Genomic DNA, 14,776 nt, shown 5'->3' with positions numbered 1-14,776 from the left:
TTATGGAGTAATGTTTTACTGCACTTCGGTATAACGATATTCAATATCTTGGCCATCCTCTACAACATCTACATGTAACTGATGCCCTTTCAGATACCAGTAATCGTGATCTTCCATAAAAAACTGAATGCCAGAAACTTCCGTTTGATCCGCAGGATGTCTCGGTTTTTCAACGGCAATTCCTAAAGAAAATCCCGGATGAAGACCACCGCCAGAGCTGTAACGGGCAAAAAAGCGGATGCTGTCTCCTTCATTCAAATTCAATTCTTCTTTGTACCAGCGAGCAGCTTGGTCGGATACATGTATGGTACTCATATGATGTCAGCTCCTTTTGTATATATATGTTACATCATATCGCTAGAGCGCCTTGAACACAAACTCTGGAAAACATACGCAGGCATACGATCTTGTGAAAAATGTTTGACAGATTGTAAAAACGGGTGGTAAGATGCAAACATACGAGGTCTACATTGCATTTATTTCCATTAACAAGAAAGGGTGATTACGGTGTTTAACACACATAAGTTGGTTCACATTCACACACAATCAAATACCGGAGTATCCCCGAAATTACTTTTCCGTTCATAAGACAGCGCTTCAGGTGTCTCTTTTTATAAGGCCCCTGTCAAGCTCGCTCACAATACCTTATGTACGGCGGCGGCTCTGCTCTCGGAGTCATGCTGCCGTATGAAGATATAAGACATACCGCCTGCGTGCGGTGTGTCTTTTTTTGTGGGTTTTTTATTGGATTGAATACGCTTGAATGGGCCTTAAGAGCGTTAACTGTCATGTTGAACGAAACTTCGCACTTCTTGGACATCGAAAGGAAGGGATAACACTTGTTCTCTGTACTTAAAAACCTGGCCTGGTTCTTCAGGCTGGAGCGCAAAAGATACCTGATTGGTGTCATTTTGCTCATCCTTGTGGGCATTGCTGAACTGCTGCCCCCCCGCCTTTTGGGGAACGCCATCGACGAGATCGTACGCGGCTCCATTACAAGCGCCTCATTAACGTTTTACATTGCGCTTATTCTTGGGACGGTCATCATTATCTATCTGATTACGTACATATGGATGCACAAATTATTCGGGGGAGCCAATCTCGTTGAACGGTTGCTACGCTCCCGCTTCATGGATCACTTGTTGCGAATGACACCACCCTTTTTCGAAAAGAACAGAACCGGAGATCTCATGGCTCGCGCCACCAATGACCTTCGTTCTATTGCCACAACCGCTGGTTTCGGTATGCTCACGTTAACAGACTCCACAGCTTTTCTCTTAACTGTACTGTTCGCCATGGGTTTCCTCGTCAGTTGGAAGCTGACTTTGGCTGCAATTCTGCCCCTGCCTTTTATCGCCATCGCTATGATGATCTATGGTAAAGCGGTGCATCAACGTTATACGTTGGCACAGGATGCTTTTGGTGATATGAACGATCAGGTGTTAGAGTCCATTGCAGGCATCCGTGTTGTACGCGCGTACGTTCAGGAACGTCTGGACGAGAAACGATTTGCTGATGTCACGGAAGATGTATATCGCAAAAACTTAGCGGTTGCGCGGATGGACGCTTTATTTGAACCAACCATTCGACTATTCGTAGGTCTGAGTTATGTTATCGCACTGGCCTACGGTATCTATCTTGTATTCCACAATGAAATCACCCTGGGAGACCTCGTATCGTTCAACATGTACCTGGGGATGATGATCTGGCCGATGTTTGCCATCGGTGAATTAATTAACCTCATGCAGCGGGGGAGTGCTTCTCTGGATCGGGTGAATGAAACGTTATCCGTAGAGCCTGCTGTTCAGGACAAAGAACATCCTGTTCATATTACGCGGCCGGATGAAATCGTCATGAACGATGTGACATTCCGCTATCCAACCTCTACCGTGGATAACCTGAATCATATCAATGTTACCATTCAACGCGGACAGACACTTGGCGTGGTAGGACGCACGGGAAGTGGTAAATCCACCCTGCTCAAACAATTGCTGCACGAATACCCTGCTGGATCAGGTACGCTCAGCATTTCAGGACATTCCATCGAGGATATTGCGAAGGATGATCTGCACAGCTGGATCGGATACGTTCCTCAGGAACAAGTATTGTTCTCCAAATCGGTTCGTCAGAACATTCAATTCGGTAAGCCGAACGCCTCGGATGACGTCATTATGGAAGCGATTCGCACCGCTGCCTTCGACGGCGATCTCGGAACGTTATCTGACGGTCTCGATACACTCGTAGGTGAAAAAGGTATCGCTTTGTCTGGTGGACAGAAACAGCGGGTATCTCTGGCTCGGGCTTTTATCGCTGATCCGGATATCCTTATTCTTGACGATGCCCTGTCTGCAGTTGATGCTCGCACAGAAGCTAAAATCATTGAAAATATTCGCAACAAACGTGCCGGCAAAACAACACTGATCTCGACACATCGCCTGTCCGCTATCGAACATGCGGATCGGATCATCGTGCTGGAGCACGGTAAAATTACGGAAGAAGGCACTCATCAGGAATTACTCGCCAAAAATGGCTGGTACCGTGAACAATATGAACGGCAACAGGTCGAGTCCAATCTGTCCACGTAGGAGGTAACTCATTTGAAGTCCAATACAGGTAAAAGGTTGCTGGATTACGCCTTGAAAGCCAAAGGTACATTCATCGCTGCCTTGATCATGCTGACGATTGGCGTTGCGGCTGAACTCGCCGGACCCTTTATCGCCAAATCCATGATTGATAATCACTTGCTCGCCATCGAGCAACCATTTTATGAAACTGCTACTTCGCAGGAAGCCGCAGTTTATCAAGGAAAAAACTATAAACGTGAAGGTTTGTTTTCACCAGACGAACCCAAAGGAGCCGAGGTACGCGTACTGCAAGCCGGCAAAAGCTTTTATTTCGTGAGCGAGCCGGTTAGTGCTCCTGACGGCGATCGTTCCTATGCGAACGGAACCTTAACCGTAACTCGCGCAGGTGAAGTTACCGGGCAATACGCGGCTGTGCCGCTGTCTGCTGGTGAACTGTTTGCCTTTTACAAGCCCGAGATGCCAAGCATCTATCAATTAATTGTGTATTATCTGATCTTTCTTGTCATCTCCGTTATCATGGAGTTTGGTAAAACCTTCTGGCTACAATCCTCTGCCAACAAGGTCATTCAGCGCCTTCGTAACGATGTGTATGCGCACATTCAGCGGTTGCCCGTGAACTTTTTTGATAACCTGCCCGCAGGTAAGGTCGTTTCCAGGGTCACCAACGACACCGAGGCCGTTAAGGATCTGTTTGTGGCGGTTCTATCCAACTTTTTCTCAGGTATCATTACGATCACTGGGGTTTATATTGCCCTCTTCTTGCTTGATGTGCGTCTGGGTCTGATTTCATTATTCGTTGTACCGATGCTCATTGCGTGGATTGTGCTCTATCGCAAATTCGCCACCCGTTATAATACGATCATTCGCTCGCGACTAAGTGAGATTAATGCGATCATTAACGAATCCATTCAGGGCATGTCCATCATTCGTGTGTTCCGTCGCCAGAAGCAAACCCGGGAGGAATTCGAAGAACTGAATGAAGATTATATGAAACATCAAAACAAAATGCTCAATCTCAATGCCTTTACCTCTCATAACCTGGTGAATGTGTTGCGGAACATCGCCTTTGCGGTTGTACTGTGGTACTTCGGAGCAGGTGCAATCACAGGCACAAGTATTATTTCACTTGGTGTACTGTATGCCTTTGTTGATGTTCTCGGTCGGCTGTTCCAGCCGATTATCGGTATGGTTAACCAGCTTGCGAACCTGGACTCCTCCCTTGTCTCCGCCGGCCGTGTATTTGAGCTGATGGATGAAAAAGGAGAACCGGTTACAGACGGCTCGATGCCGAGATACAAAGGTAATGTTGTCTTCGACGATGTGTCGTTCGCTTATAAAAAGGATTACGTGCTGAATAACATTTCGTTCAAAGCTTCGCAAGGTCAGACCGTAGCACTCGTGGGTCACACCGGTTCAGGTAAAAGCTCGATCATCAATCTACTGTTCCGGTTCTATGATCCGCAAAAAGGCAAAATCACGATTGACGGACAGAACGTTAAGGAATTGCCAAAGCAGTGGATTCGTGAGCATATGGGGATCGTACTGCAAGACCCCTATCTCTTCACAGGCACGATTGCTTCCAATGTCAGTCTGGGTGATGAAAAAATATCCCGGGCACGCATTGAGCAGGCATTGCGCGATGTAGGTGCAGAACGTATTTTGGCGCATCTGCCGCAAGGCTTTGACGAGCCGGTAGTTGAGAAAGGCAGCACACTGTCTGCCGGACAGCGGCAGTTGATTTCTTTTGCACGAGCACTCGCCTTCGATCCCGCGATCCTGATTCTGGACGAAGCCACCGCCAACATTGATACGGAAACGGAAGCTTTGATCCAGAACGCGCTGGAAGTCCTCAAAAAAGGACGTACTACTTTTATCATTGCTCACCGTCTGTCAACCATTCGCTCCGCAGATCAGATTCTCGTGTTGCATCGCGGAAAAATTGTAGAGCAAGGGGCTCATGATGAGTTGATGGAGCTGAAAGGCCGATACTATCAGATGTATCAATTGCAGCAAGGGGCTCAAGGCGAAGCCATCGCCGACGGCTCGGCTCGTTCAGCAGATACCTTCAGCACAGCTGCGACATCACTCGCCGGAGGAAATGTGTAACCTTCTTTTCTTCCACTATCATTTAGCAAAACATATTTCGTGATTAAAGAAATCTGGCAAGCATTAAAGCAACACGTCAAACCCGTTCTGTACGGCAACCTCTTGGTTACTGACAGAACGGGTTTTATTATTGTTCTATGGAATGTATCTCTATCTTGGACTGTAAGATTGTATCCTCATCTTTTGGTTCAGCCTCTATGTCCAGCCTCTCAGTGTATACCCCATATACATGATTGTTTCTCGAACAAGAAACGGAATTCGGGTACTCCAGCTCAGATACGCTGTCGTTTGTGTAGGAGATGGTACGGCGTCCATGCCAAGTTCGGCTGCCATTTTCATGGAACGTTTCATATGCAGGGGATCGCTGACAATAGTGTAAGTGCGATAATCTTCCCTCTCGCCTATTTCCAGCGCATATACAAGATTCTCTTGGGTGATTACCGACTTGATCTCCACTTGAATGTGCTCTGGTCTCACGCCATGGGTAAGAGCATACTGCCGTCCGACCACAGCTTCAGCAGGAACACCCTCTTCACTGGAGCCACCAGTAAATATGAGGTTACGTACTGTGCCTGCCTTATATAACCTGATCGCTTGTTCAATTCGTTCACGGAATACCGGCGAAGGAATGTCTCCTTGCACCGCTGCACCCAACACAATCGCTGCATCAGATGTTCTTGGTGAACTTGCATGCATGTACGAGAGGATGCTTGCAGCTGTGATCCCTGCCCAGATGAGAACACATAAGAACAGCAATGCCATTCCCATAACTACACTGCGTTTGGTAATACCTTTATAGCTACGTCTGCTTGAATGTTTAGCACTCATAATTCCTCATCTAGCCCACGTTCCTGAAACCTCGCGGCATGCATTCGTTCCAAAGCAGCCCATGCTGCCGCAGACTCATCCTTTAATCCCAATGCTGCCATCCAGGTACCTATATATTGCTGGAGTACGAGCTCCAGTTCCTGTGCACGTTCTTTAAAATCTTGCAATTCCTTAATCATACGTGTGCGACCTTCCGGACTGAAGGTTTCATGAATGCGCTCTTTGAAATAATGATGCACGATCCGATTTCGTTGCTGCCATAATTCATTCAGACTGCTTATTTCTTCTTCGGAAAACGTAAAATGATGCCGTGCTTCATGAATAAGTTGTCCCAGTGAACTACTCATTTTCCGCTCGTACAGCTCCTCCAGTTCCTCCTCAGTTACTACCTTGCCTTGTGACATTTTAGTTAACAAAATAAGATTAACCAGTTGCTGTTCCAGCGCCTGTCCATAATATACGGCCAAGCCGTAATAGGCAAACAATTCCTTGGAGTGTTCGCTGTCCAGCATGAAATCATTCTGGAAATCCGTGTTATGCATATGCGAGCGCTCCTTTCAATCCGTGCACCTTGGCTGTTTATTATGTCTATATCGTAACCAAACTGCAAACAACATTCAAGTTGCCGGAAAAGCCAGCGCCTAACTTCGGATTCCCTCCTGTTTTCGTAATCTGAACCTAGATCACATCTGCCCGGGAGCGTGTACGCCCAATAAAGACAAGTTGTACGCCAGACGTTTGGCGGTGTGCTCGGCCAGTTTCACCCGAAAAGCTTTGACATCTGACCGTGCATCGGCAATCCGTTCAGCATGATAAAACCGGTTAAAGGCTTGGGCAACGTCAATCGTGTATTTAGCAATCACCGATGGTTCGTTGCGAAGCACTGCTTTTTCAAGATAAGATGGATACTCATTAAGCAATTTCAGCAACGCCCAAGAGGTATCGCCGACAATTGCAACAGGAGGGTTGTTCGTCCGGTCCGTGTCCAAGTCCGTTTTTTGTTCTTCACTTGACACAGTAGCAGCTTTGGCAAGCACACTTTGAATCCGGGCATGAGTATATTGCACATAAGGGCCGGTCTCCCCTTCAAAACTTACCGCGTCCTCCAGCGAAAAATCAATGTCATTCATGCGATTGTTGCGCAGATCACCAAAAATAATCGCCCCTACACCAACGGCTTCGGCTACCTGCTCAGCCTGCTCCAGATTCGGATTTTTTTCCTGAATAATTTGCAAGGCACGAGCGACAGCTTCATCCAGTACTTCCTGTAAGAAGACAACCTTCCCCCGGCGTGTGGACATCTTCCGCCCCTCGAAACGCATCAGGCCAAACGGAATGTGCTCACAATGGTCTGCCCAGTCATTCCCCATCTTGGACAATACCGTAAATACTTGACGGAAGTGAAGCCTCTGCTCCCCACCAACAACGTACAACAACCGATCGGCCTGCATCACACCATGACGATAGATCGCTGTTGCCAAATCGCGGGTTGGGTATATTGTGGTTCCATCTTTTTTAATGATCAGACATGGTGGCATGTTCTCCTCATCCAGCCTTACAACGAGCGCACCGTCACTTTCCTCCAGCAGTCCTTTGCCTTGAAGTTCCTCCACAACTGCACCCATCTTGTCATTATAAAAGCTCTCACCGAGCGTATGGTCAAAATCCACATTCAAGCGTTCATACATCCGGTTAAACTCCTGCATACTCACGTTTACGAAGAATGTCCATAGACGCTTCGCTTCTTCATCCCCCTGCTCCAGCTTACGGAACCATTCCCGTGCCTCGGTCTCCAGAGAAGGATCTTTCTCTGCTTCATCATGAAAACGAACATATAGTTCGAGAGAATTACGAATCGGGTCTGCTTGTAGCATCTCTTCATTTCCCCACCGCTTATATGCCGTGATTTGCTTGCCAAACTGGGTCCCCCAATCTCCTAGGTGATTCACACTTATAGAGGTATAACCCGCTTCGTTATATAAACGATACAACGCTGCACCAATAACAGTGGAACGCAAATGCCCAATACCAAAAGGTTTCGCGATGTTAGGTGAGGACATATCAATGACAACACGCGCTCCTTGCCCAAGCTGCAGTTTACCAAAAGTCTCGTTACCCACTTCTTCGAGCAATCGGGGTGCCAAGACATTCCGGTCAAAACGAATGTTCACATAAGGACCCGCAGCTGCAGCATCCATACCATCGGTCTGCAATGCAACGGCAATTTCTCCAGCAATAACGACAGGTGCCTTTCTTAGCGACTTCGCTAACGTAAAACAGGGGAATGCAACATCTCCCATCTCCTCCTGCGGTGGGACTTCCAATAATCCCAATACTTCTTCTGGCGTAAGCCCCGTTAACGGGGCAATCTGAGTTGCAGCCTGATTCATTAACACATCGAGCACTCCTTCTCTGCATAAAATATGCCTAAAATAAACGCAAAAAAGCTCTCGTCTCTTTAAAAAGAGACGAGAGCTGTGTTTACAGTTCCCGCGGTACCACTCTAAGTGAACAGTCACCTTCATTACAGCAAGCTGCAAGTCAGGTTAAACCGATCCGCTCGGTGCAAATAACGGTTGCATGCCGGATTACCCTCAAATCCATATATAACGAACGCCAAATGGCGCTTATACATGACTTCGGATAACCATCTCACGGGTGCGCTTCACACAGTTCATCACATACCGGCTTACACCTGTCCCGGCTCGCTGCCATGGCCTGAATCTGGGCTACTCTCCCGATCACGGATATTGCTGTTTCGATCATTTCAAATCATTATACATATCCTGGTATGGATTAGCAACCCCGTTATTTAATATTGATAACCGAAGACAGTTTAGGCAACCGCAGCCATTAAACGGCAAGCCTCAGCACATCTACGGCAAGCTTCAGCGCAGGCCTGACAATGATCATGATCATGTTTCCCACATTCTGCAGCGCAGGCTTCACATGCTTTGACACACAGTTCACAGATTTCACCGATGAAATCACTTCCACGTGTCATCGCTTGCGCTGCAAATGCACATATATCAGCACATTCCCGGTTCAGACGAATACAGTCACGGAGCATCGCCAAATCATATTCTTTCAAACTCGATATGTAACATACATTGCAAGCATTCATGCACTCCAGGCAAGCATCGATACATTGTTGGTATTGTTGTTGTGTCATTTAAAGTTACCTCCCAGGCAAAGTTTGCTATGCTTCTTAATACCCACCAGGGAGGAACTTTGAACCATTATCCTAGTCTTGTTTTACCGCTTCCAATTCCAGCAATTGTTCGCGGATGGCAGTTTGATCAAAATGCTCACCGATAAACACAGCTACATTCGGCACATCACCTTGAGGTGTAATTTTCATGTAATCTGATTCACGATAGGCATACTGGAACCAGAACCGGCTTGCGGTATCGCTAAACGAAAGGATTCCCTTGGCCCGATATACGTCACGCGGCAAGCTAGCCACAAAATGTTCGAATGCTTCGCTGTTCACAGGTTGCCTGAAATAATGTGTGTATACCATGACATGTTCATGTGATGTATGTGGCTTGACAGAATGCTCGTGGTGGTCGCTTGAATGATTGCTACCACGTTGATCCGTGTGCTCATGTTCATGATTGCAACCGTGAGTACGGCAAGCATCTGTATGCACATGAGTCTCGCCTGCATTTTCCGATGCATCGCCTGCTATATTGGATTGGTGAATGTGGACGTCGGCACCACTATGAAGCAATTGTTCGATAGACACTTCACATTTGACCGTTGGGATCACGGGAGCAAAGCCATTCCATTTATTCAGAAGCTCTTCCAAATCCTGCAGTTGCTGCTCTTGAACCCGGTCGGTTTTATTCAAAAGCAACACCGAAGCGCAACGAATCTGTTCTTGCATCAATTTGAAGGTTTTTCCCTTTTGCTCCTGATACAGACCTGACAGATGTGCCGCATCCACTACGGTGATCAAACTTTTCAACTCCAAACGCATATATAGAGATGTTTCCGTCACCGCATCCAAAATTTCCATCGGATTCGCTGCACCTGTTGCCTCGATTACGATAACATCGGGTGACTCTTCTTGAACGAGGTCTGCCAGCTGCAGTCCAAGATCTCCTCGTACAGTACAGCAAATGCATCCGCCCAACATTTCTGTCATGGGCACTTCCTCATCTACGATCTGACCATCCAGATTCACTTCACCGAGTTCATTCATCACCACAGCCGGCCGCAGACCCTTCTGTTTCCAGTATTCTATGAGCTTAACAAGCAATGTCGTTTTACCGCTACCTAAAAAACCGGACAAAATATATACAGGAATACTTGGTTTTTGTTCATTGATGATACTCATCATTTACACACCTCTCTGCCCATCTCTATCCTTAGTCTGACTCTATTAAGCGAGTGTACACTATCCTTCAATTGTTGTGCAATATGCCTGTTCTGTTGACGAAAACTTCATTGCCTGATTAACATGAATAGTCTATGCTATGAGGACATGTTTATTTGAGGAGGATTTCAATGACCAATTCAGTTGAACAGCACCGTCAGGAAGCTCCGCAAACGGTCGCCTGCATGGTTGTTACCGTTTCGGACACACGTACCAAAGAAACGGATACGAGCGGTCAACTTATGCATGAGTTATTATACCAAGCTGGTTATCAGGTTGTGGAGTATATCATTACACCTGACGAGACAGAACGGATTCAGACGATTCTGCAAGATGCTGTTGTACGGGATGACATCGAGGCTGTACTGTTAAGCGGGGGTACCGGTATTGCTCCAAGGGATACTACATATGAGGCTGTATCTTCCCTTCTGGACAAAGAACTGCCGGGCTTTGGTGAAATATTCCGTTACTTAAGTTATTCCGAAGATATTGGTTCAGCAGCTATTCTCAGCCGGGCAGTTGCCGGAACTATCGGGCGTACAGCTGTATTTTCAATGCCAGGCTCTCGCGGAGCCGTTAAACTTGCCATGGAACGCATTATTTTGCCTGAACTGCGCCATGTCATGCGCGAAATATATAAACCCGTCTGAACCATTCAGACGGGTTTGTTATTTCACTTGGACAGCTTGTATGTCACTGCTCTTTTATTTGTTGCAATACATCTTCAAATACTTGCAGGACGTCCTGTGCATACACATCTTTCTCTCCACCGGAAGCCGTATAAACCAATGATACATGCCCTTTGCTACGAATCGTCGTTCTGCCCATTACATTCTCCAGAACGGCATTTCCTTTAGGTTCCCCATACATTTCTTCCATTCGTGCTGCACGGATTTTCGCGTCACGATAAATGTGTACTTTCACGATATGTCTTGCACTACCATTCAATAAATACATATATGACATCCCACCATCAGCATCATCCTCGAACATATTGTTCATCAGCTTAATACGTTTGGCAGCAAAACCGCTTGTCATTTCTCTCGCTAACGTACCGTTTAAGCCGTGACCTTGTTGCTTGGCTCTGAAATTCCCTTCTGTTGTTGCTTCCCCTGTATAGAGCTTACGTTCCTGCTCAATAGATGAGGATGTGCAAGCCGTTAGAGATACTACGCTCAGGATTACCAAGCCACTTAACATCAAAAATCGTTTTACATTCCGCCCCATCAGGTTCGGATTTTTCTCCTTTAACAGCATGTCTATCCTTCCTTTCCATGAGTCACAGTATTTGTGACTCTTTCAGGTAGAATTAGCATGTCTAGGAGATACACATTTTATTCCAAGTAAGGATTATTCAGAGGAGACACGTACAACGGTACGCCCAACTGCACCACCCTGTAGTATGTTCTCTAATGTATGCGGCAATTGATCAAGTGTAATTTCCCGAACTCCCAGCGAAAGAGCACGGTCTGGCTTCCATTCACCGCCCAGCTTGTTCCAGATCCGTTCTCTACGTTCCATAGGACAATACACCGAATCAATGCCGATCAACTGGATGCCACGCAAAATGAATGGAAAGACCGTTGATTCAAATCCGTTGCCCCCAGTTAACCCGGATACAGCAACTGCTCCACCATACTGTACCTGTTTCAACCGCTCCGCCAGTGCCGGCCCTGCTGTAGGATCAACTACACCTGCCCACTTTTGTTTGCCCATTGCTCCCCCGACTGGAGCATCAGCCTCCTCGCGTGAAATGACTTCGGAGGCTCCCAAGCTGCGAAGCAGTTCCTCTTCTTGTTGCTTCTTACCCGTGCTTGCCGTCACTTCAAAACCAAGCTTCGCAAGGATAGCTATTGCCATACTACCAACGCCTCCCGTGGCGCCAGTAACGAGAACTTTGCCCATTTCTGGCGCTACTCCTGCTTGTAACAAGGCGTCTACCGAGAGTCCGGCGGTGAACCCTGCCGTTCCAATAGCCATCGCTTCTTTTTCACTCAGCCCTTGCGGAAGAGGCACTAACCACTCACTACGAAGACGAGCATATTCACTATATCCCCCGTAATGGGAGACCCCGGGTTCAAATCCCGTACTAATGACCCGATCCCCAGGTGCAAAACGACCACTTACGGATTCATCTACCGTCCCGGCCATATCGATTCCAGGCACCATCGGATAATTCCGTATGACACCCCCTTTTTCAAGAGACGCTAATCCGTCCTTATAATTCACACTGGAATAGTGTATCTGTACGGTCACATCCCCGTTAGGAAGGTCTTCTTTTTTCAACTGCTCAAGATTGGCTGTAACCCCCTTTTGATCATCTTTGCGTATTACATAAGCCTGAAATTGTTCTTTCATTAGTCTCATCTCCTTATTTTCGTTCCGTAAGCAAATATAATAATGGCCCTGCAAGCGGCAGTAACCCTGCCCACGCCCAGTTTGTTGTTCGTCCATTCACTCTGGCATCGCGATAGATAGCATACGTGGACAGTAACGTCAGTACTACGAAATCAATCGTCATGATATGTACAAACGAGGATTGATAAAAAACATTCACAAAGCGATCGGGATTGCCCTCGATCAACGCATAAAGTGCTGTTCCTAGTGTTAGTAATAACAGGATCAGATGTGTCAGCTTATGCGAAACCAGTCGCGAAACACCTCGCTTCGACTGTTTAACAAAAGGTACTGGATCATGTATGCCTGTTCGGGATGGTGCAATCAACGCGAAATAGGGCAATAATGCAAATGCTCCAAGCCCAAAAGAAAACAAGACAAACGGCCATGCTGGTATCCGCTGTCCCTTCGAAGCTGTGACTGATTTTCGAAGTAAAATACATGCATACACAGCCGGGAAAATGCCTAGCCATGAGAACACCGTCAATAGCCATGGCTCCTTGCTCTGCAATGTAAGTAATTCTTTGAATATCGGATCATTCGTGGGGGAGTTCCCCGGCGCCATAAAGAGCGCATAAGCTATAAATGCAACCCATAGTAGTCCAAACATGTATCTCATTAGCCACCCCTCCTCTACCTTTCATCCCCTGCTGACATCAATTTGAAACAGAGCTGATTTTCATTCCAGATCACCGGTTTTTCTAAGGTGCCCCTTCCTGTCGAAGTCACTTTCGGAATGTGGCGGCATTTGGCGTTTCCTGCGCTTTCCCGAGAAATAATGATTCGATTTTACTTGGGTCAACGCATGGGAAAGGTGATGCAATGGATGGGGTGGGATGGGATGCTGTGCAAAAGTCGCTTCACAATTATTGCTTATTCAAACAGTGTACATCTTCCTCCAGCATACTTCTATGAAACTGCACACATGTTAATTGAGAATCATCATATCATCACATCAAAAAGGCATAAGCCGGTAATCCCTACCGGTTATGCCTTTCAGATTCTCACATACAGCTATAAAATATTATTCTTCCGTTGATTTTACATGCTCAGCAATCAACTTTTGCTTCATATTCCAAGCGGCCGGGCTGATGTTCACGCGGTAAATTTCCGGGTTCAGCTTCCGTTGGTACTCCGGCCAGAAAAGGTTCAACTGCTCCTTATGGTACGCACGTATTTCATCGAGTGTAGGCAACTCGTACACTTTACGTCCATTCACAAATATCGGCTCCAGCATGTTAACTGCTTCATAACGGGTCACCGTTTTTTTCAGATAGGGATGTAGCGGGTTGAACAGCTTGAGCGGTCCTCCCTGGAGCGGTTGCTCCTCATCCGGATAGCAGATATAATCCGCAATAGCTTTGCCATGCTTCGGATCAATGATGCGGAAGACTTCTTTTTTCCCCGGTGTCGACACCTTCTCGGGATTGGCCGATATTTTAAGCGTTGGCAACATTTCTCCGTTCACTTCACGCTCTACCAGCTTGTAGACACCTCCCAAAGAAGGCTGATCCGATGCGGTAATCAACTGTGTGCCGACACCCCATGTGTCGATCCGTGCACCTTGAGCTTTCAAGTTAAAGATCGTATTCTCATCGAGATCATTCGAAGCTACGATTTTCACATAGTCCAGTCCAGCTTCATCTAACATCTGACGGGCCTGAATCGAAAGATAGGCAAGGTCGCCGCTATCCAGACGAATCGCATTCATCTTTTTGCCTTGACTCTCCAGCCATTTGGCTGTTTTGATTGCATGAGGTACGCCGCTATTCAGCGTATCAAACGTATCCACGAGGAGCGTCACCTGATCCGGTAGCACTCTAGCATACGCATCAAACGCCTCCTGCTCCGTCATAAAGCTTTGCACCCATGAATGTGCGTGTGTACCTGCTGTCGGAATGCCAAACTGTTCACCAGCCAGCATATTGGACGTCGCATGAAAACCGGCAACATATGAAGCACGCGCACCCCAAATCGCAGCATCCGCTTCTTGTGCACGGCGTGTTCCGAATTCAAGCAATGTATCTTGCTGCGCCACCTGTTTAATACGAGATGCTTTCGTTGCAATCAGTGTCTGATAGTTCATGAAGTTAAGGATTGCCGTTTCCACCAGCTGTGTCTCCATAATAGAGCCTTCAACCCGAATGAGCGGTTCGTCAGGAAAAACAATTGCACCTTCCTTCATGGAATGAATCGTTCCTTGGAAAGAGAACTGAAGCAATTCCTCCAGAAAGACCGGATCATAGTTCTCTGGTTGTTTGGATAAAAACTTGATGTCCTCCATCGTGAAGCGAAGCTGGCTAATATAATTCACAATACGTTCCAGTCCGGCAAATACGGCATAACCGTTACCAAAAGGAAGCTTACGGAAGTAGGCTTCAAATACTGCCTTCCGTTTGTGTGTACCATTCACCCAGTGCGCATACATCATGTTGATCTGATATTTATCCGTATGTAAAGCCAGGCTTGTTGTCTGCAT

Annotated in this window: 13 protein-coding genes; 3 read left to right on the top strand and 10 right to left on the bottom strand. The window is 46.8% G+C overall.

Features of this window, described 5'->3' with window-relative positions; translation table 11 throughout:
* Nucleotides 1-15 precede the first annotated feature (15 nt).
* On the bottom strand, nt 16-315 hold the full coding sequence (locus Q9R46_RS06935; protein WP_145329887.1) for a HesB/YadR/YfhF family protein: 300 nt from the start codon (nt 313-315) through the stop codon (nt 16-18).
* A 524-nt stretch (nt 316-839) separates the two neighbouring features.
* Here Q9R46_RS06935 and Q9R46_RS06930 point away from each other — a divergent pair.
* Nucleotides 840-2,585: an ABC transporter ATP-binding protein gene (locus Q9R46_RS06930; protein ID WP_311279399.1), complete on the top strand. Its 1,746-nt coding sequence runs from the start codon at nt 840-842 to the stop codon at nt 2,583-2,585.
* Nucleotides 2,586-2,597: 12 nt separating this feature from the next.
* On the top strand, nt 2,598-4,691 hold the full coding sequence (locus tag Q9R46_RS06925; RefSeq protein ID WP_311279398.1) for an ABC transporter ATP-binding protein: 2,094 nt from the start codon (nt 2,598-2,600) through the stop codon (nt 4,689-4,691).
* Between the two features lie 195 nt (nt 4,692-4,886).
* On the opposite strand, the gene Q9R46_RS06920 is transcribed toward Q9R46_RS06925, so the two are convergent.
* The 5 genes from Q9R46_RS06920 to Q9R46_RS06900 all read right to left on the bottom strand — a co-directional run bounded on the left by Q9R46_RS06920 (nt 4,887) and on the right by Q9R46_RS06900 (nt 9,864).
* Nucleotides 4,887-5,519: a YdcF family protein gene (locus Q9R46_RS06920; RefSeq protein ID WP_311279397.1), complete on the bottom strand. Its 633-nt coding sequence runs from the start codon at nt 5,517-5,519 to the stop codon at nt 4,887-4,889.
* A complete protein-coding gene (locus tag Q9R46_RS06915) occupies nt 5,516-6,061 on the bottom strand; it encodes a hypothetical protein (RefSeq protein ID WP_311279396.1) in 546 nt (181 codons plus the stop codon). Before Q9R46_RS06915 ends, Q9R46_RS06920 begins: the two co-directional genes overlap by 4 nt.
* 141 nt (nt 6,062-6,202) lie before the next feature.
* Nucleotides 6,203-7,915, bottom strand: a complete 1,713-nt coding sequence (gene argS, locus Q9R46_RS06910) for an arginine--tRNA ligase (protein ID WP_397386330.1) — start codon at nt 7,913-7,915, stop codon at nt 6,203-6,205.
* A 440-nt stretch (nt 7,916-8,355) separates the two neighbouring features.
* Nucleotides 8,356-8,691, bottom strand: a complete 336-nt coding sequence (locus Q9R46_RS06905; protein WP_145329879.1) for a four-helix bundle copper-binding protein — start codon at nt 8,689-8,691, stop codon at nt 8,356-8,358.
* A gap of 72 nt (nt 8,692-8,763) precedes the next feature.
* Nucleotides 8,764-9,864, bottom strand: coding sequence for a CobW family GTP-binding protein (locus tag Q9R46_RS06900; protein WP_311279395.1), 1,101 nt, complete (start codon nt 9,862-9,864; stop codon nt 8,764-8,766).
* Nucleotides 9,865-10,031: 167 nt separating this feature from the next.
* Here Q9R46_RS06900 and Q9R46_RS06895 point away from each other — a divergent pair, with 167 nt between their 5' ends.
* Nucleotides 10,032-10,550, top strand: coding sequence for a MogA/MoaB family molybdenum cofactor biosynthesis protein (locus Q9R46_RS06895; RefSeq protein WP_397386329.1), 519 nt, complete (start codon nt 10,032-10,034; stop codon nt 10,548-10,550).
* A gap of 43 nt (nt 10,551-10,593) precedes the next feature.
* On the opposite strand, the gene Q9R46_RS06890 is transcribed toward Q9R46_RS06895, so the two are convergent.
* From Q9R46_RS06890 to Q9R46_RS06875, 4 genes are all read right to left on the bottom strand, one after another.
* Nucleotides 10,594-11,157, bottom strand: coding sequence for a hypothetical protein (locus tag Q9R46_RS06890; RefSeq protein ID WP_311279394.1), 564 nt, complete (start codon nt 11,155-11,157; stop codon nt 10,594-10,596).
* A 93-nt stretch (nt 11,158-11,250) separates the two neighbouring features.
* The gene (locus Q9R46_RS06885) at nt 11,251-12,258 is read right to left on the bottom strand and encodes an oxidoreductase (protein WP_311279393.1); all 1,008 of its coding nucleotides are present in this window, start codon (nt 12,256-12,258) and stop codon (nt 11,251-11,253) included.
* 13 nt (nt 12,259-12,271) lie between these two features.
* Nucleotides 12,272-12,916: a hypothetical protein gene (locus tag Q9R46_RS06880; RefSeq protein ID WP_311279392.1), complete on the bottom strand. Its 645-nt coding sequence runs from the start codon at nt 12,914-12,916 to the stop codon at nt 12,272-12,274.
* Nucleotides 12,917-13,321: 405 nt separating this feature from the next.
* The gene (locus tag Q9R46_RS06875; protein WP_145329869.1) at nt 13,322-14,776 is read right to left on the bottom strand and encodes a nicotinate phosphoribosyltransferase; all 1,455 of its coding nucleotides are present in this window, start codon (nt 14,774-14,776) and stop codon (nt 13,322-13,324) included.

This window comes from Paenibacillus sp. RRE4 (assembly GCF_031844205.1).
Taxonomy (GTDB): Bacteria; Bacillota; Bacilli; order Paenibacillales; family Paenibacillaceae; genus Paenibacillus; species Paenibacillus xylanexedens_B.
The sequence above is the reverse complement of the archived record's forward strand: the minus strand, read 5'-3'. Positions and strand labels throughout refer to the sequence as shown.